Source organism: Paraburkholderia tropica (assembly GCF_914484835.1).
GTDB classification, from domain to species: domain Bacteria; phylum Pseudomonadota; class Gammaproteobacteria; order Burkholderiales; family Burkholderiaceae; genus Paraburkholderia; species Paraburkholderia tropica_A.
In genome coordinates, this window is sequence record NZ_CAJZAR010000067.1 from 88121 (window position 1) to 106450 (window position 18330).

The 18330-nt window shown below is 64.5% G+C and carries 17 protein-coding genes; 7 read left to right on the forward strand and 10 right to left on the reverse strand.

The window, feature by feature from the left end; all coding sequences use genetic code 11:
• The first annotated feature begins 1191 nt into the window (after positions 1-1191).
• A complete protein-coding gene (locus tag LDO54_RS24325) occupies positions 1192-2403 on the forward strand; it encodes a DNA-binding protein (protein ID WP_224013223.1) in 1212 nt (403 codons plus the stop codon).
• A gap of 83 nt (positions 2404-2486) precedes the next feature.
• Here the strand turns inward: LDO54_RS24325 and LDO54_RS24330 are convergent, their stop codons facing one another.
• The 3 genes from LDO54_RS24330 to LDO54_RS24340 form a co-directional block, all read right to left on the reverse strand.
• A complete protein-coding gene (locus tag LDO54_RS24330; RefSeq protein ID WP_436975671.1) occupies positions 2487-3512 on the reverse strand; it encodes a tyrosine-type recombinase/integrase in 1026 nt (341 codons plus the stop codon).
• 120 nt (positions 3513-3632) lie between these two features.
• On the reverse strand, positions 3633-4037 hold the full coding sequence (locus LDO54_RS24335) for a DUF2471 family protein (protein ID WP_224013225.1): 405 nt from the start codon (positions 4035-4037) through the stop codon (positions 3633-3635).
• Positions 4038-4202: 165 nt separating this feature from the next.
• Entirely contained in the window at positions 4203-4892 is a 690-nt protein-coding gene (locus LDO54_RS24340; RefSeq protein ID WP_436975669.1) for a helix-turn-helix domain-containing protein, read from the reverse strand.
• A gap of 111 nt (positions 4893-5003) precedes the next feature.
• Between LDO54_RS24340 and LDO54_RS24345 the strand changes: the two genes are divergently transcribed.
• Both LDO54_RS24345 and tdh read left to right on the forward strand, forming a co-directional pair.
• The gene (locus tag LDO54_RS24345; protein WP_224013227.1) at positions 5004-6206 is read left to right on the forward strand and encodes a glycine C-acetyltransferase; all 1203 of its coding nucleotides are present in this window, start codon (positions 5004-5006) and stop codon (positions 6204-6206) included.
• A gap of 15 nt (positions 6207-6221) precedes the next feature.
• Complete coding sequence (gene tdh, locus LDO54_RS24350; RefSeq protein ID WP_224013228.1) at positions 6222-7256, forward strand: L-threonine 3-dehydrogenase; 1035 nt, start codon at positions 6222-6224, stop codon at positions 7254-7256.
• Between the two features lie 9 nt (positions 7257-7265).
• On the opposite strand, the gene LDO54_RS24355 is transcribed toward tdh, so the two are convergent.
• Positions 7266-7931, reverse strand: coding sequence for a YceI family protein (locus LDO54_RS24355; protein ID WP_224013229.1), 666 nt, complete (start codon positions 7929-7931; stop codon positions 7266-7268).
• A 275-nt stretch (positions 7932-8206) separates the two neighbouring features.
• Between LDO54_RS24355 and LDO54_RS24360 the strand changes: the two genes are divergently transcribed.
• From LDO54_RS24360 to dsbG, 4 genes are all read left to right on the forward strand, one after another.
• Positions 8207-8812, forward strand: a complete 606-nt coding sequence (locus tag LDO54_RS24360; RefSeq protein ID WP_224013230.1) for a TetR/AcrR family transcriptional regulator — start codon at positions 8207-8209, stop codon at positions 8810-8812.
• 100 nt (positions 8813-8912) lie between these two features.
• Positions 8913-9404: a DUF1348 family protein gene (locus LDO54_RS24365; protein WP_224013231.1), complete on the forward strand. Its 492-nt coding sequence runs from the start codon at positions 8913-8915 to the stop codon at positions 9402-9404.
• A 479-nt stretch (positions 9405-9883) separates the two neighbouring features.
• Complete coding sequence (locus LDO54_RS24370; protein WP_224013232.1) at positions 9884-10354, forward strand: hypothetical protein; 471 nt, start codon at positions 9884-9886, stop codon at positions 10352-10354.
• A 241-nt stretch (positions 10355-10595) separates the two neighbouring features.
• Positions 10596-11210 carry a thiol:disulfide interchange protein DsbG gene (gene dsbG / locus LDO54_RS24375; protein ID WP_224013233.1) on the forward strand — a complete coding sequence of 205 codons (615 nt, stop codon included), beginning with the start codon at positions 10596-10598 and terminating at the stop codon, positions 11208-11210.
• A 288-nt stretch (positions 11211-11498) separates the two neighbouring features.
• Here the strand turns inward: dsbG and LDO54_RS24380 are convergent, their stop codons facing one another.
• The 6 genes from LDO54_RS24380 to LDO54_RS24405 form a co-directional block, all read right to left on the reverse strand.
• Entirely contained in the window at positions 11499-12443 is a 945-nt protein-coding gene (locus tag LDO54_RS24380) for a DUF1571 domain-containing protein (RefSeq protein WP_224013234.1), read from the reverse strand.
• A gap of 58 nt (positions 12444-12501) precedes the next feature.
• Positions 12502-14262, reverse strand: coding sequence for an AMP-binding protein (locus LDO54_RS24385; protein WP_224013235.1), 1761 nt, complete (start codon positions 14260-14262; stop codon positions 12502-12504).
• 141 nt (positions 14263-14403) lie between these two features.
• Positions 14404-15459, reverse strand: a complete 1056-nt coding sequence (locus LDO54_RS24390; protein WP_224013236.1) for an alpha/beta fold hydrolase — start codon at positions 15457-15459, stop codon at positions 14404-14406.
• Positions 15460-15543: 84 nt separating this feature from the next.
• Entirely contained in the window at positions 15544-16464 is a 921-nt protein-coding gene (locus LDO54_RS24395; protein ID WP_224013237.1) for an alpha/beta fold hydrolase, read from the reverse strand.
• A 6-nt stretch (positions 16465-16470) separates the two neighbouring features.
• Positions 16471-17373: a metal-dependent hydrolase gene (locus tag LDO54_RS24400; RefSeq protein WP_224013238.1), complete on the reverse strand. Its 903-nt coding sequence runs from the start codon at positions 17371-17373 to the stop codon at positions 16471-16473.
• Positions 17370-18308, reverse strand: coding sequence for an SDR family NAD(P)-dependent oxidoreductase (locus LDO54_RS24405; protein WP_224013239.1), 939 nt, complete (start codon positions 18306-18308; stop codon positions 17370-17372). Before LDO54_RS24405 ends, LDO54_RS24400 begins: the two co-directional genes overlap by 4 nt.
• Between the last annotated feature and the right edge of the window lie 22 nt (positions 18309-18330).

The following is an 18330-nucleotide window of genomic DNA, read 5'->3' on the forward strand; positions in this document are numbered from 1 at the left end:
GGCTGGCGACTCCCGAAAACGCTCACCATATCCGCATAACGAGACCCGAAACCGGGTCTCAGGGTGCGCGTCCGCTGCTCCTGAAAAACCTCACCTTTAGATTTCCGCCACATCGTTGTGCCAGGTTTGATCGCCTGATTTATCAGCCTTCTAGCGTTAGTGAACGCCAACTTTCCCCCGAAAAGTCTCACCTTAAGGCTAAAAAAAGCGCCAAACGGCTTCCCGAAAAGCCTCACGCAACCCAAAACGCGTGTCGCCAGCAGAAAACATTGCGTGGCATCGCCGCAATCTCCCGTAAAACCTCACCTCTGGCCGCTCAGACCAGTCCGATGCCCGGCAAACCGGCACGCCGTTCGCCACGGGAATCATTATTGCCTTCCCGTAAAGTCTCACCTTGGGGCATCGAACCGGATCGAATGGGCCCAAATCGGCCCGATTCGGCCAAAATGCCCGTTCTGCTCCCGAAAAGCTTCACCTTTGCTCGTCGTTTTTTCCCGGTTTCTCTCACCGACGGCTTTTCGACGGCCAAATTGACGCCGAAAACCGCGCCAATCATCGGTCCCGAATCCGCTCACCGTTGCATTTCACGTAACAGCGGTACCTGGCCCCACCTGCTGCGGGCTCGGGCACGGTCTCCTCCCGTAATCGCTCACCCTTGCTCTAAAGTCAAGAATCGGCCGTTCCCTGAATCCGCTCACGTTCTTTCCCGCAGGCCCTCACCGGCTTCCCTGAACCTCATCACCCGCATGTCCCGTAGAGCCTCACCAGGTTTCCCGTAAAGCTTCACCTGATCGGGCTGGAAGCCCCGTCTGATAAGGGTTTGCCGTGGCGTTAACGTTTTTAACGGGTATCAAGGGTGTTTACTTTTATAGCTCTCAAGAACAAACCGATTCCTGCGTCCTCGAAGAAACCCCCACTCCCCCACCGCAAACACGCAGGCTCTGTGGTTTATCCGGCCACCGTGAAACAGTCGCCAAAATGCTATCGCCATTGGAAAACCAAACGTTTACAATGGCTTATGGAACAAAGCTCGCTTTGTTTCACGGAATCGCCAGCGTTTGACCGTCACGACGCGATTTATTCGAGCCAATTTGGCTCACGCTTGAGCCGTTCTCCCTCGTCTCGAAGAAAACGTATCGAATACTACGTAATTTGTTATTATTCGATCCGTTACTGCTCGCCGAGACCCTCATGATCCGAGACGAAGAACGCGTCGCTATCCGCGAAGAACTCGAACGCCTGCGCAACGACGGCGCCCGACGGCAGGATTTATCGCTTCACGCCTGCAAGCGTCTATTCTTCGATTTCGGCATCCGACCCTCGATGGCCACCGTCCGCGATCTCACGCAGACCGGCAGCGCGAGCGACATCCCCAAAGATATCGAACTATTCTGGCAACGCATCCGCACCGCGTCGAAAGTCCGCGTCGGCGGCGGTGCGATTCCGCCTGCACTGGAAGAACGCGCCGGTGAATTGCTCGGTGCGCTTTTCGAAGAGGCGCGGACGATCGCCCGTCAGACCTTGCAAGCCGAACGCGACGAAATCGAAGTGGGCCGACAGGATGCCGACCAGGCTCTGCGCGATGCCGAAGCCCGCCGCCTGGCCGCCGACGAATTGCTCCAGCGCAGCGAAACGCGCACCGAAGCTGCCTGGGCTCGTGTGCGCGAACTCGAAAATCAGCTTGCCGCATCGTCGGCACATGGCGCATCGCATCAGGACAACTTGCAGGCGACGGTGCGCCGGCTCGAAGCCGACAACGACTCGCTACAAAAACGGATCGAAGCCGAGCAGACCACCAATGCCGGTTTGCGCGACCGGATCGATGGCCTGCATGAAGAAATGCGCCGAAGCACCGAGTACTACGCCCAGCAGATCAAGGACGCGCTCGCCGAAGCCGAACGCCGCGTGAAGCCGATGCTGGTGGAACTCGATTCGCTGCGCACGATGTCGTCGACGTGGCAGGCGGCGCAGCGCGAAGCCAGCAAGAAGGAATTCGATTTCATCCAGCAGCTGGCCACGGCCAAGGCGCGCGCCGACCGGCTCGATGCGGTGTTGCGCGAGCGTTCAGATGAAGTCGATGGACTGACGCGCCAGGTCGCGCAACTGCGCACGCAACAGGGCGTCGATGGTTCGGTGGCGCAGGTATTGTGTTCGCTGGCCGCGGCCGGACGGCTCGGCGATGAAGAATTGGCGGCGCTCGGCACATTGGTGGACGGCCACGTAGCCCTCCCCTCTCGCTGCCCGAGTTGCGAAGACGGCGAGCCCGAGCTTTCCCAGGTCGACGGCCGCTTCGAACTGTCGTGCCCCGAGTGCGATTACAGCTCGGGCTCGGGCGCGTCACGCCTGGAAGCCGTCGCGCGATTTTCCGCCGGCAAGCGTGATACCCGCGGTGTCGCGCGGTGAGCTTTTACAGGACTTGTCGCGCGAATTTGGCGTGAGTCTTTTCGGGAGCGGCCATGCCGCTGCCCGTTGAAATAGCGGGACTTTCAGGCGTCGCGCGACGCGCTGCCGTTGTCCGCTTTCGATTGCGATTGAGTCTCGGCTTCAGCCATCGCTTGCGCCGTTGCCGCGCGCTCGGTCCACACGCGCCACGCGCGATGCAGCCGTCCCGATGAAATCGGCTGCATGAAACCCAGCCACTGCCCGACCTGATCGGCATCCACTCCACGTTCGAACAGATCCGCGGCGAAACTGTTGCGCAGCGTCTGCGGACTCGCGCGCTCGGCGCGCGTGCTGGCGATGCCGGCCGCTTCCATTTGCGCGTCGATCGCGCGCAGCACCGTGGCCTTGTGCATCGGCCGTCCGTTCGGCGAGCCGGGAAACACCAGTTGGCCGGGCAGTTGCGCGAGCCGCCGCGCTTCGAGCCACGCGCCCATCACGTCGACGGCGAACGGCGCGAGCCGCGTGCTATGCGTGAGCGCCGGATTGTCGGCTTCGATCGTGAGCCATTCCGAGCCGATCGAGGTGGCGTCGAGCGTGAGCGCGATGGCGTCGCCGGTTTTCAGGCCGCCGCCTAGAAAGACGGCGACGAGCGCGCGGTCGCGTCGCTCGCGCCAGCGCTTGGCCGCCGACTGCTCGGTGAGCGGAGCAAACAACTGGCCGATGACAGCAGCACGTTCCGCCGCCGTCAGAAAACCGGTGGGATCGTTTTCGCGCGCGTTGCGCCAGGCGGCTTCGCCGTCCTGGGCGATGAAGCGGGCCGGATTCGCCGATGCCAGTTCGATCTGGCGCACGTGGTCGAGCACGCGTTCGATGAGCCGCAGATACCGCAGGCGTTGCGGCTTTTTCACGTCGAGCCCGGCGACGAATTCGGAGATCGTGCCCGTGTCGACCGACAGAATGGTTTGCCGCTTGAGCGCGAGCCATTCGAGAAAGCGCCCCCATTGCACGCGATAGATGTCGGCGGATGAGCGGCGAAGATCTTGCGAAACTAACCATGCGTCGAAGGCCGCGACAGGATCGTTCTGCCAGTCGGCGCGTTGCTGGTCGAAGAGATCGTGGGGTGGGGAAATCATCGCGGTCATTCCGTTAGTTGCATTACTGATGCAATTGTAGCGAAGTTGAGAAAAGGCGTGCTGTGGACGTGACGTGTGTGTCGCGTCCTCACAGGCTGACGCGCGCGAGACATGCGATCAGCCGCCCCAGGCGCGGGTGCGCCGGACGGCTTCACGGCGACGGTTTTCGCGTTGCGTCTGCTCAGCCGTTTGCGCGGCCTGCTCGTAGGCGGACACGGCGAAGGCAAACACCGCCGGAAGTGCATTGGAATGACCGAAGTCGACCGTGTCGTCGGTTTCGGGATAAGCGAGGTCGCCTGGACGCTGGAACAGCCCGAGCATGAGGGCATCGTGACGGCTGGCGAAACCGAGGTCCGCGAGCGCTTCCGCCTCGATCGCGTGCAGCAGGCGCCAGGTGAGCGGCACCTGCTGGCCGATGTAGCGTTGCGCGATGCTGCGCACGATGTGCTCCAGGTCGCGCGCGGCTGACTGAAAGCGCAAGGCGGCGAGTGCCTGGTCGTTCGGGGTGGGCGAAAGGTCCATGACGGCTCCGGTCGTTCTTTTTACTGTATAAATATACAGTAGTCGAGCCGATCTTGCAGCCTGTCCGAATGGCTAGTTTCGTGCGTCGGCCGGAACGCTCAGGCCGCGCGCGCATGATTCGTGGACTACGCGCAGTGAAGCTGAGGCACAGGTTTAGACTCAGCCTCAGCCGTGAATCACCACGAGCAGCGCGCGCGCCTCGCCTTTGCCCACGTTGCGGATCGCGTGCGGCTGATCGGCGATATAGCGCGCGGTATCGGCCGCCTTCAGGCGCTGACGCTCGCCCGCCGATTCCACGTCGATACTCCCTTGCAGCACGGTCAGATGCTCACGCGTACCCGGTTCGTGCGCGTTCGACACGAGCGCGCCGCCCGGCTTGAGCGTCAGCTCATACCACTCGAAATGCCCCGCCAGTTCGATCGGACCCCAGACACGCAGCTGATAACCCGCGTCGTGACCGAGCAGCGTTGGGATATCGTGCGGCCCGGCCACGCTGATCGCGTCCGGCGCCCTGGGTGCGGCGAACAGCGAATCGAGCTTCACGCCCAGCGCGTTGGTCAGCCGCCACGCCACGGCAATGGTCGGGTTCGCCTTGTCGCGCTCGATTTCCGATAGCATGGATTTCGACACGCCCGCCGCGCGCGACAGTTCGTCGAGCGTCATCTTGCGCTCGGCGCGCAGCCGCTGGATCTGTTCGCCGACGCGCGGCGGCGCGGCCGGCGCGCTTGCGGGAAGCGGCGCATCGGCCGCGGAAGCCGCAGAAACTGCCGCCTTGGCGCGGGGTTTGCGCGCGCCGGAACCGCCACCGGGTTTTGCGCCGCTGTTCGCACCGCTGCTTGCCATACGCTGCCTCATCGATTAGAGTTGTTCGATATACCGAACTTGAGTTCGAAAAAACGAAAATATTCGCTCAGAGCTGACGGCGACTATAACAGCCGCGGCCCCCCTTGTCTGGAGCACGATGCCATGGCCACACCCTATCTCGACCACCTGCGCGCGACGCTCGACCAGATCCGCGCCGACGGTTTCTACAAAAGCGAGCGCGTGATCGCCACGCCGCAATCGTCGGCGATCGGACTGGCCGACGGCAGCGACGTGCTGAACTTCTGCGCCAACAATTATCTGGGCCTCGCGAACGACGCGCGCCTGATCGAAGCCGCGAAGGACGGACTCGATCGCGACGGTTTCGGCATGGCGTCGGTGCGTTTCATCTGCGGCACGCAAACGGTGCATAAGCAGCTCGAAAGCGCACTCGCCGCGTTCCTGCAAACCGACGACTGCATTCTCTATTCGAGCTGTTTCGATGCAAACGGCGGCCTGTTCGAAACGCTGCTCGGCGACGAAGACGCGATCATCAGCGACGAACTCAATCACGCAAGCATCATCGACGGCGTGCGGCTCTCGAAGGCGCGCCGCTATCGCTACAAGAACAACGATCTCGCCGATCTCGAAGCGAAGCTGCGCGAGGCCGATGAAGCGGGCGCGCGCTACAAGCTGATCGCGACCGACGGCGTGTTCTCGATGGACGGCATCATCGCGGACCTCAAGGGCATCTGCGATCTCGCCGATCGTTATAACGCGCTCGTGATGGTCGACGACTCGCACGCCGTGGGTTTCATCGGCGAACACGGGCGCGGCACGCCCGAACATTGCGGCGTCGCGCAACGCGTGGATATCATCACCGGCACGCTCGGCAAGGCGCTCGGCGGCGCGTCGGGCGGTTACGTGGCGGCGAAGCAACCCGTGATCGACCTGCTGCGCCAGCGCTCGCGTCCGTATCTGTTTTCGAACACGCTCACGCCGAGCATCGCCGCGGCCTCGCTCGCGGTGCTCGAACTGATCGCGAGCGACGAGGGCGCGCAACTGCGCCGCCGCGTGCAGGAAAACGGCGCGCATTTCCGTCGCGAGATGAGCGCGCTCGGCTTCACGCTCGTGCCCGGCGAACATCCGATCATTCCGGTGATGCTCGGCGACGCGCAGGTGGCATCGAAGATGGCCGACGCGCTGCTGCACGAAGGTGTCTACGTGATCGGCTTCTCGTATCCGGTGGTGCCGAAGGGCCGCGCACGCATCCGCACGCAGATGAGCGCGGCGCATACGCCCGAACAGGTCGAGCGCGCCGTGGCCGCGTTCGCACGCGTCGGCAAGCAGCTTGGCGTGATTCAATAAGGAAAACGAACAATCATGAAAGCGCTTGCCAAACTCGAACGCGCGCCCGGCCTCACGCTCACACGCGTGAAGAAACCCGAAGTCGGCCATAACGATGTGATGATCAAGATCCGCAAGACGGCGATCTGCGGCACCGACATTCATATCTGGAAGTGGGACGACTGGGCGCAGAAAACCATTCCGGTGCCGATGCACGTGGGCCACGAATACGTGGGTGAAATCGTCGAAATGGGCCAGGAAGTGCGCGGCTTTGCGATTGGTGACCGCGTCTCGGGCGAAGGGCATATCACCTGCGGATTCTGTCGAAACTGCCGCGCGGGACGGCGTCATCTGTGCCGCAACACGACGGGCGTGGGCGTGAACCGCGAGGGCGCGTTCGCCGAATATCTCGTGATTCCGGCCTTCAACGCGTTCAAGATTCCGCCTGAAATTTCCGACGATCTCGCCGCAATCTTCGATCCGTTCGGCAACGCCACGCATACGGCGCTGTCGTTCAACCTCGTCGGCGAGGACGTGCTCATCACGGGTGCGGGGCCAATCGGCATCATGGCCGTGGCGATCGCGAAGCACGTGGGCGCGCGTAACGTGGTGATCACCGACGTCAACGATTACCGGCTCGAACTCGCGCGTAAGATGGGCGCGACGCGCGCGGTGAACGTGTCGCGCGAATCGCTGCGCGACGTGATGGCCGACCTGCACATGACCGAGGGCTTCGACGTGGGCCTCGAAATGTCGGGTGTGCCGAGCGCCTTCACGGCACTGCTCGAAGCGATGAACCACGGCGGCAAGGTCGCGCTGCTCGGAATTCCGCCCGCGCAGACCGCCATCGACTGGAATCAGGTCATCTTCAAGGGCCTTGAAATCAAGGGCATTTATGGCCGCGAGATGTTCGAGACCTGGTACAAGATGGTCGCGATGCTGCAAAGCGGCCTCGATCTGTCGCCGATCATCACGCACCGCTTTGGCGTGGACGATTACGAAAAGGGCTTCGCCGCGATGCTCTCGGGCGAGAGCGGCAAGGTGATTCTCGACTGGACCCAGGCGGCCTGAGTCACAGCGTTATGGCGAGGCCGGTTCGGCGGGCTGCGCCTGTTGCTCGAATTCGGCCTCGATACGCACGTCGATGTCGTCGCCGACCGCCGGATACCACGTCGACAAACCGAACTTCGCGCGGCTGAACGCGCCATGTGCGGAGAAGCCGAGCGTCGGCTGCTTCGTGAGCGGATTCGGCGCGTAGCCGTTGAACACCACGTCGAGCGTGACCGGCTGCGTCACGCCGCGTATCGTCAGATTCCCTTCGAGTTTGCCTGCCGGTTTGCCGTTGACGTCGGCGCCGCGCACGAAGCGCGTGCTCGCGAAGCGGATCTGCGGATGCTGCGCCGCGTCGAGCAACTGCGTGCCGGTGACCATGCGGTCGAGCGCGGGCACGTTGGTGTCGAGACTGGCGGCGTCGATCGACACGTTCACCGAGGCGCCGTCGAGCCCGTTCGCGCGCCAGTCGAGCGTCGCGCTCGCGCGGTCGAAGCGCATCGTGAAACGCGTGTAGTGCAGATGATCGACGTCGAACACGATGCTCCAGTGATGCGCATCGAGCGTGTACGTGCCCGTGGGCACGGCGGTTTCGCTGGCGCTCACGCTGTGCGTGACTACGCGCAGCGGCGTGCAGGCGAGCAGCGCGCAGGTGGCGGCGAGCGCGGCCAGCGCGGAGAATGAGCGGCGGTTCATGAGGGCTCCTGTGGTGCTGCGATGTGCGTGCAACGCGTGCGTCGTTTTGGACAATCGATTCGCACCTTTCGCACGACACACAGCGCGACGTCATTCAATCAGTACGTTTGGCGGCGCGCGTTTCTTCCATCTCCCCACCATTTTTTCATAGTGCGCAGCCCGCGCAAAATCTTTGCTTGACGCTGGAGAATGATCGTTCTACTCTACGCGTCATGGAGAACGAACGTTCTACCTCGATCCACGTTGCAGCAGCTGTTGAAACAAGAGCCTTCGCTATGAGCACGACCACCGACAACGCTCCCAGCACCGACGTTCGCGAGCGCCTGCTCGAAGCCGCCGAGGCGCTGATCTACGCGGGCGGCATCCACGCCACGGGCGTCGATGCGATCGTTCGCACGGCGGGCGCCGCGCGCAAGAGCTTCTACACGTATTTCGATTCGAAGGACGCGCTCGTGGCCGCCGCGCTCGAACGCCGCGACGAGCGCTGGATGCGCTGGTTCATCGACGGCACGCTCGCACGTGGCCGCACGCCGCGCACGCGTCTGCTCGCCATGTTCGACGTGCTGCGCGAGTGGTTCGCCTCCGAGGATTTTCACGGCTGCGCGTTTCTGAACGCCGCGGGCGAGATTGCGTCGCCCGACGATCCGATTCGACGCGTCTCGCGCGAACACAAGGCGCGCCTGCTCGCGTTCGTGCGCGAGCAGAGCGATGCGTGGGCCGCCGCCACGGGCGCGGACCGGCGCGTGGCCGCGCGGCTCGCGCGCCAATGGCTGATTTTGATCGACGGCGCAATCGGCGTGGCGCTCGTCAGCGGTGAAGCCGATGCGGCGCTCGACGCGCGCGCCGCCGCCCAGTTGATGCTCGACGCGCTCACGCCGTAACGCGCGAATCATCGTCCAGATCGTCGCTTTCAAGCCGCAAGAACCCGCAACCTCTCGCGGACGCCAACCCGGCGCGCCGCCCGTTTCCAGGAGTCCGACCATGAGTGATACCGTTCAGAGCGCCGCCGAAGTTCGTCCGCCGCTGCCGCCGTTCACGCGCGAAACCGCCATCCAGAAAGTGCGCGGCGCGGAAGACGGCTGGAACACGCGCGATCCGCAGCGCGTCTCGCTGGCCTATACGCCGCAAAGCGTGTGGCGCAACCGCGCGGAATTCGTCACGGGGCGCGAGGCCATCGTCGGCTTTCTCACGCGCAAATGGGCGCGCGAGCTCGACTATCGGCTCATCAAGGAACTGTGGGCGTACACGAACAATCGCATCGCCGTGCGTTTCGCCTATGAATGGCACGACGATTCGGGCAACTGGTTCCGCTCCTACGGCAATGAGAACTGGGAGTTCGACGAGCACGGCCTGATGGCGCGCCGCCATGCGTGCATCAACGATCTGCCGATCCGCGAAGCCGACCGTCTCTATCACTGGCCGCTCGGCCGTCGTCCCGACGATCATCCGGGCCTGAGCGATCTCGGGCTCTGAGCCGCGTCCACGCGGTTCTCCTTCGTGCTTTTTCGCTGCGTTTCTTCGCTGTGTTTCTTCATGCCTCGCGCCGATATCGGATCGGCGCGTGTTCATCGCCAAGACTCATCGGGCTGGCATGATGCCCGCGGCGCCACGTGGCGTCGACGACTGCAAGCGGGCCGCGAGCCCGCCGCAAGGCGCGTTCCGAGCGCGGGCTCGAGAGTTGCGATAGGCGCGTGCGGCGCCTTGCGGTACAGTTTCCAGTCGCCGGAATACATCGAAGAACAAAACAGCGAGCGCGCGGACCGATGCGATCCGCCGCGAGCGAGGACGGAGAATCCATGCGGTTTTGGCAAGCGCGCGAAGGCAGTTCAGGGACGAGCGGTTCAATACGAACAAGCGCAGGGAACAGCGTAGAAATAGACGCGACTTCACGCATCGGCACCTACGGCGGCAAACGCACGAGGCCTGTTCGCCGCCACGTCGCGGCCTGGCTGATGTGCGCGTTCGGCATGCTGGGCGCGGCGAGCAGCGCGCGCGCCGCCGACTGGTGCGGCGGCGGCCTTTGGGTCGACGCCATGGTCGGCTCGTATCACATCAATCCCGACAAGGATTTCGAGCAGTTCAATCCGGGCCTCGGCATCGAATGCTGGCCGAGCGATACCTGGGCGCTCACGGCGGGCGGCTTCCGCAATTCGTTGCGTCGTCCCTCGTACTACGGCGGCGCGGTCTGGGCGCCCGAATTCCTGCATTGGGGCTTCGTGCGGCTCGCCGCGATGGGCGGCATCATCTCCGGCTACAACTACGGCAACTGGGGCCTCGGCCACGATCACACCATCGGTCCGGTCGTCGCGCCGATCGTGATGGTCGCGTACAAGCGCGTCGGCGTGAACTTCATCGTTATTCCGCCGATTCCTTCCGACGATCTGCCGTTTACGATCGGGTTTCAGTTGCGCTTCAAGTTCTGAAGGGATGCGGCCTTCGCGCCGCATCCGCAAATCGAGCGTTAAGGACCCCCAGGTTCACCCCCCTCCGACGATCCCCTCCACCTCCCGCAAACCCTCACCTTCAGTCGCCTGCGCGCGCGCCACCTGACATTCCTGCCAGGTTCGCGTCAGGGGTGCGCCACGCCCGCGCCATAAGATACGGGCTCCGCGCGCGGGCAACGCGCCTGCATTCGACGCGCGCGGCACGAACCTGAGGTGAACAATGAAGAAGTGGATCAGCATCCTGATCGCCGCGAGCGCATTCGGCGCGGCGGCCCCCACCATGGCCGCGGACGACCCCGCGACCGCCTGGCTGCCCGCAACGGCGGCCGCGCGATTCCAGAACGCGAACGCGATCGTCGAAGGCGCGAGCGGCGCGAACGTCAAGTCGACGCTTTACGTCTTCATGGACCCGAACTGTATTTTCTGTCACCTGGTGTGGAAGGCGCTGCAACCGTATGAAGCGGCGGGCCTCCAGGTGCACTGGATTCCGATGGGCTTTCTGAAGCCCGATTCGCCGGGCAAGGCGGCGGCGCTGCTGCAGGCGAAAGACCGCGCGGCACTCCTGAAGGAACTCGAAACGCACTACAACGAGAAGGACGAATCGGGCGGCATCGCGCCGCTCGCGACCATTCCCGCTGCGGCGAAGGCGCAGCTCGACAGCAATATGCAGCTGTTCCAGGACCTCGGTTTTCAGGGCACGCCCGCGATCATCTATCAAGGTTCGGGCGGCCGCTGGGCCGACTACGACGGCGTGCCGAAGCTGAGCGCGCTGCCGGGCCTGCTCAATCTGCCCGCGCAGCCGATCACGGACCCGGAGTTGCAGAAGTATCGGTGAGCTGTTCCAGGAGATGCGCGTCGAGGGTGAGCGTCGGCGCGCATCGCGTATTCACCGCAAGCGGGTAAAAACCGCAGAAAGGTGAGGAATTCCAGGCGATGGGGTGTCACGGTGAGTCGCCTGGTACGCCGATCTATCACCAGAGGCGCGCAAAACGCCCTCCGCAGCACCCGAAAACAGCAAAAGGTGAGGAATTCCAGGAGTCATGGACCGCGTTTTCCGGTGAGCCAGTGATGCAACACGCGCTTCACCGCGCCCAAACTCCCGAAAACCCTCACCTTTGCCACGCTAGAACTTGTAGTCGGGGTTCTTCGGATCGAACGCTTCGGCGTCGAAATTCCTGGGCGTGATGCTGTCGATCACGATCTTCTCGAAGATCTGGCCGTCATCGCCGTACGCTTCCACGGTGCGGAAATACGGATGACGCAGATCGAGCCCGAGCGTCTGCTTCTTCGCATAGAACTGCGGCTTGCCGCTCGGCGACGTATAGGTGAGCGCCACCACGCGCACGCCGTTGATCGTCTTCACCTCGACATCGGGCTTGTACGACGCGCCCACTTCCACATACTTCTTCGCGTCGGTCATGAACTGGCTGACGATGAACTCGGTGCCCAGATCGGTGATCTTGTGATTCGACTGCGCGCGCGCGAGCGTGCCGTCGAGCGCGGTCCACATCGGCATCACGCCGAGCAGGCCGCCCAGATGGCCGTACATTTCATCGGGCTTCTTCGAGGCGTCGTAGATCACTTCCTCGCCCGAATGCTCGCCGTCGGGCAGCCACTTCGCGTAGATCCGCAGCGGCTCGTGGTCCAGCTTCACGAGCATGTGCGCGGGCTTGTTGGGCCACTTGCCGTTCAGGCGCTCCCAGCGCGAGAGCGTGAATTCATACGACGGATAGCCCGACGGCCCGAGCTTGATGAGCGTGGGCACCACGAGCGGATCGAGCGCCTGGAACAGCGCGGTGAGCTGCGCGTCGTCCATTTTCACGAGCGCGCCGCTCTTTTGCGCCTTCTGAAGCCAGCGGACCTGCTGATCGACGGAAAGCTTGCTCACCTCGGCGGGCGTGGGCGCGGCAGCGTTGGTGCTGGTCTGGGTGTCCGCACTGGCGGCGTTGTTGTCCTGCGCGAACGCGCCTACGCCTGCGCACGCGAATGCGAGCGCAGCGCACGCGATCGCGCGTAACGCCTGGTGCGGTTTGCGAGGCAGCGAAGAAAGCGATGCTTCGGTGTTCATAATGCGTCTCCCTGTTTATGTTGGCCTGCTCGATAAAAGCCGGTGAGGCCCGCGCGATCTACGCCGCGCGTTGCCTGGCGATCTCCTCGTCGCGCAGCGCGCGGCGCAGGATCTTGCCGACGTTGGTCTGCGGCAGCGAATCGCGAAACTCCACGACGCGCGGCACCTTGTAACCGGTGAGCTGACGACGGCAATGCGCGATCACCGCATCGGCCGTGAGCGACGCATCGCGCGCGACCACGAACACTTTCACGCGCTCGCCCTGCACGGGATCGGGCACGCCGATGGCGGCCACTTCGCGCACATCGGGATGCATCGCCACCACGTCCTCGATCTCGCTCGGATACACGTTGAAACCCGACACGATGATCATGTCCTTCTTGCGATCGATGAGCTTGATGAAGCCTTGCGCGTCCATCACGCCGATATCGCCGGTCGCGAGCCAGCCGTGGGCGTCGAGCACCTGCGCGGTCTCGTCGGGGCGATTCCAGTAGCCGAGCATCACCTGCGGGCCTTTCACGCACAGTTCGCCGGGCTCGCCGACGTTGGCCCACGTGCCGTCCTCGCGGCGAAAACGCACCTGCGTCGACGGCACGGGCAAGCCGATCGAGCCTTCGAAATCGCGCATGTTCTTCAGATCGACGGGATTGGTCGCGACGATCGGCGAACACTCCGTGAGCCCGTAGCCTTCGACAATCGGTTGTCCGGTCACGGCCTTGAAGCGGTCGGCGACCGCTTTCTGCGTGGCCATGCCGCCCGCCATCGCGAGCTTGAGCGCGGAGAAGTCGCGCTGGCAAAACTCCGCGTTGTCGAGCAGCGCGTTATAGAGCGTGTTGATCGCCGTGATGCCGGTGAAGGTCTCGCGGCGCAGGATCATCATCATGCGCTTCGTGTCGCGCGGATTTGCGATCAGGATGTTGCGCCCGCCGAGCCCGAGAAAGATCAGCGCGTTCACCGTGAGCGAATAGATGTGATAAAGCGGCAGCGGCGTGAGCACCGTTTCCACTTCGCCGCTTAGTTGCGAGGCCGACCACGCCTTCGCCTGCAAGACGTTCGCGAGGATGTTGCGGTGCGTGAGCATCGCGCCTTTCGCCACGCCGGTCGTTCCTCCGGTGTACTGAAGAAAGGCGAGGTCGCCGCTCGTGCGCAGCGCGTTCGCGAGCGTGCGCCGCGCGCCGATGTCGAGCGCCGTTCGCAGACGCACCGCCTTCGGCAGCGTGTATTCAGGCACCATCTTCTTCACGCGGCGCAGCACGAAATTGAGCAGACGGCCCTTGAAATTGAGGCCGTCCGCAAGCAGATCGCCGAGACCCGTCACCGCGATATGCTCGATGCGCGTGCCGGGCAGCGCCTCTTCGAGCGTCTTCGCGAAGTTCTCGAACACCACGATCGCGCGCGCGCCGCTGTCCTTGAGTTGATGCGCGAGTTCGCGCGGCGTATAGAGCGGATTGACGTTGACGACCACCGCGCCCGCCTTGAGCGCGCCGAACAGCGCGACGGGGTACTGAAACGTATTCGGCAGCATGATGGCGACGCGTTCGCCGGGCGCGATGCCCACGCCTTGCAGCCAGGCGGCGAACGCTTCGGCCTTGCGTGCGAGCGCGCCATAAGTCAGCGACGAGCCCACGCTCACATAAGCCACGCGCTCGCTGAACTGCGCGGCGCATTCATCGAAGTACTGTGAAATTGTTTCGTATTGCGTAACGTCGATTTCGGGCGGCACGCCGGGGGGATAGGACGCGTACCAGATGCCGTCGGTGTCGGGCGCGGCGTGTTGCGCGCCAGGCGCCGCCGTCTGCGCTTGCGGTTGGGCTGCCATGGTCGTCTCCAGTCTGTCTTTGTTTTGGGGGCCGCGCGCGCGTGGCAACGTCACGGCCGCCCTTACGATAACAACGACGCCTCGCAATCCGCTTGCATCAGTACCGAGCAGTCACTCTAGCGGCGCGTCGCCGCGCGTGGCTCAGATCGCCGGTCGGCCTTGCATGGGCGCGTCGAGCGGCAAGTCGTGCGCATGATGCCGATCGGCGGCGATCGTGCGTCCCGCGCTCGCGTGCGCCGTGCCCGCGATCGCGCTGCACAGCCAGTCGTAGGTCGTCGACGGCGCCGTGACGGGCAGCATATGGCCGCCGCTCACGACCTTGAGCGAAACGAGCGGCGACGCGCGCCGCAATGCCTCGCCGTGACGCGCCCAGTCGAGCACGATATCGTCGCGGCCGAACAGCACGTCGACGGGCACGGTCAGGCGCGCATAACGCTGGGTCATCTGGTCGAGATCGTCGGCGTCCTCGATCGCGACGAGGTCGCGCGATCCGTTCACGAAGCCTTGCGGGCGCAGACTCAACAGCGCGCCGCCGCGCGTGCGGAAGTCGCGCGGCACCGCTTCGGGCGCGAACACCGCGCGCAGCGTGCTCGCGCTGGTGGCGAGGCCGAACGGCGTGGCGAAGGTGCGCGAGACGAAGCGGCGCACGGCGTTCGAGCGCAGCACGAGCGGGCGAAACGCCTTCGGCACCTCGGTTTGCGCGTGCGTGAGCGGCGCGATCAGCGCGAGACGCGCCACCGATTGCGGATGATCGAGCGCGACCGCCAGCGCGAGCGCGCCGCCGAGCGAGTGGCCCACGAGCACGGTCTGTTCGAGCCGCAGCGCGTCGATGACGTGCGCGACGGTATCGGCTTGCGCGCGAATGTTCGCCGCGCCATCCGGCGCGCGCGTGGAGTAGCCGGAGCCGGGCCGGTCGAGCAGGATCACGCGATGGTCGCGCGCGAGTGCCTCCAGCGGCAGATAGGCGAAATTGCGCAACTGCCCGCAGAGGCCGTGCACGAACAACACGGGCTGGCCGCCGGGATTGCCGAACTCGACGTAATGCAGCCGCTCGCCGTCGATCTCGATGTGACGGCCATCCATCGGCACGGCGGTTTCGATACGGCGCGTGGCGCGCCGCGTGTAGAGCGCGAGCGCGGCGCATACGGCCACGATCGCGGCGATACCGCTTGCAAGGGGCAGGGCGATGACGTTCACCGGCGGACCTCTTCGAATGAGTGTGTCTCGATGTTGTTATGACCGCGCTTTCACGCATGACGACGAAAGCGGCAACCGCGGTTCTCAGGTTCGTTCTGGCAACACATTCGCATGCGTTTGGCTCGCTGTCGAAGCATCGCTGGCCTGCACAGACACCGACGCCTCGTTGCGCGCCCACGCGATAAAGCGATGCACGCGCGCGGCGATCAGCGGCGCGTCGCGGACCACGGTCCAATGCGGCGCGTCGATGATCTCGCGCCGGTAACGTCCGAGCCATTGCGCGACGTGCTCGGACATCGCGGGCGTCACATAACGATCGAAGCGCGGCACGATGAATTGCACGGGCACCTGCGTGCGCCGCTCGCGTGGCCGCCGCGCGCACGCGATGAAATTCGCGCGATAAAGCTGCAAGCCGTTCAGGCAGTTGCGCAACTGATGCGGGTCGCGTTCGGCGCGCACGCCCTCGGTCTTGCGCAGCCACCACGGCCAGAGCGCTGCGCCGCCGAGCCGCCAGACGAGTTGCGGCAGCATCGGCAGATGAAAAAACGCGATGTACCAGGACTTGAGCGTCTGCCGGACATTCGTCGGCGCGCGAAAGACATGATCGAGGCACGGCCCCGAAATCGACGTGTAGGACGCGATGCGCGCCGCGTTGGCCGGATCGGTCACGGCTTCCCAGCATTGAATCGAACCCCAGTCGTGCGCGACGAGATGGAACGGCCGCGTGCCGCACGTGGCGTCGGCGACCGTCATCAGATCGCGCGCGAGCGCATCGAGCCGATAACCCGCGCGATCCGAAGGCGCGCTCGACGCGCCCATGCCGCGCACGTCGTAGGCAATCACGCGATAGCGCGTGTCGAGTTCGCGCCGCAACGCATCCCACACGCGCGCCGAATCGGGATAGCCATGCACGAGCACGAGCGGCGGCGCGTCGCGCGGGCCGCTCGCGTAGACCGCGAGCCGCACGTCGCCGGCTTCGACTTCGAAGGTGTCGATCGCGGTCATGACGCGTCAGGCCGCTTTCGGCGCGCCCGCCGGATGCAGCGGCACGCGGCGCGGCGCGGCTTGCGAGGCGTACTGCGCGTTGGTGGCGTCGATCTGCGAAATCAGGCCGTCGATGCGTTCGAGGTGCTGGCGGTTGTTGTGATCCCACGGATGAAAACCCGGCTTGAAAAAGCGCAGCCATTCCATGGCGATGCTCGGAAACACGCCATGACGCGGGCCGTAGAGAAACTTGAACAGCCTCCACCAGCCGCTGAATTTGCCGATGCGGCGCTTGTGTCGGCGCATCAGCGCGAGGTGATAGTCGAACACGATGACCCAGAACAGCACCGTGGTCGCGAGCATCGTGCCGGTGCGCATCAGATACCGTTTCGGCCCCGGCTTGATGACGGTGTTCCAGACGTCGTACGAGACCGCCTTGTGCTCGGTTTCTTCGAGCGCGTGCCAGAGCCACATCTGCTTGTAGCCCTCGACCGAGCCTTCGATGCGCGAACCGGTTTCGGCGAGCAGCAGATCCGCGAGCATGGCCGTGTAGTGTTCGAGCGCGACCGTCTGCGCCAGTTGCAGCGAAGGCGGCAGCACCTTGCGCGCGAAGTTGAGGATCGCCCACAGCCGCTTGTCGAGCTTGTGCGCGGGCAGTCCCGCCGCTTGAAGCAGATCGTTGTACTCGACGTGCTCGCGCGTGTGCATCGCCTCCTGGCCGATGAAACCCATCACCTGCTTCTTGAGGTCGGGGTCGTCGATCTGGTCGCGATAGTGGCGCACGGCATCCATGAAAAAGCGCTCGCCCGCTGGAAAAAGCAGCGACAGCGCGTTGAAGAAGTGAGTGACCGGCACGCCCTCGACGTGCCAGTCACAAGCCCGCTCGGGCGGTAACGCGAAGCGGATGTCGCGTCGGACCGGCATGATCATGCTGTTTCTCCCTGATTATTGCCTGCGTTGTTGTTGCTTGCGCCGCCGTTGAGCATCGCCTCGCGCGCGGCGCGTTTGGCGCGCTTGTTCGCTTTTGCCGCTTCGCGGCGCGCGCTCATCACGACGAGCGCCTGATAGGCGGACGGCAGCACGCGCGCGAGCCAGTCGGCGGCGCGCGCGTCGCGCCCGATCAGCACGCGCCGCGCGTTGCGGCGCACGCCCGTGAGGATCGTGCGCGCGGCGTCGTCGGCGGTGGTGATGAAGAACTTTTCGAATTCGTCCTTGCCCTGCTGCTCGCTCGCGACCATGAAGCCGACCATGTTCGACGCCACGCGGCTCGCCTGGGCGATGTTGGTGCGGATGCCGCCCGGATGCACACAGGTGGCCGACACGCCGCACTTCATCATGTCGAGTTCCTGACGCAGCGATTCGGTGAAGCCGCGCACCGCGAACTTGGTGGCGTTGTAGCCGCTCATGCCCGGCTGCGCGAACAGGCCGAACACGCTCGACGTGTTGACGATATGGCCGTCGCCCGACGCTTTCAGATGCGGCAGGAATGCCTTCGTGCCGTGCACGACGCCCCAGAAGTTGATGTTCACGATCCAGTCGAGATCGTCGTACGACATGCCGTCGATGGTGCTCGACAGCGCCACGCCCGCGTTGTTGAACACGAGGTTCACGCGGCCGTGGGCGGCGACCGTTTCGTCGGCCCACGCGAACATCGCGTCGCGCTTGCCGACGTCGAGCACGCGCGTCGTCACGCGCACGGACGGCGCGAGCGCGCGCACGATGCGCTCGGTTTCGGCGAGACCGACGGCGTTTTTGTCGGCGAGCGCGAGATGGCAGCCGGCGCCCGCGAGCTGCACGGCGAGCGAGCGGCCCATGCCCGAGCCCGCGCCGGTGATGGCGGCGACCTTGTTGTCGAAGTGTTTCATGTCAGTGCTCTCCCTTTCCCTG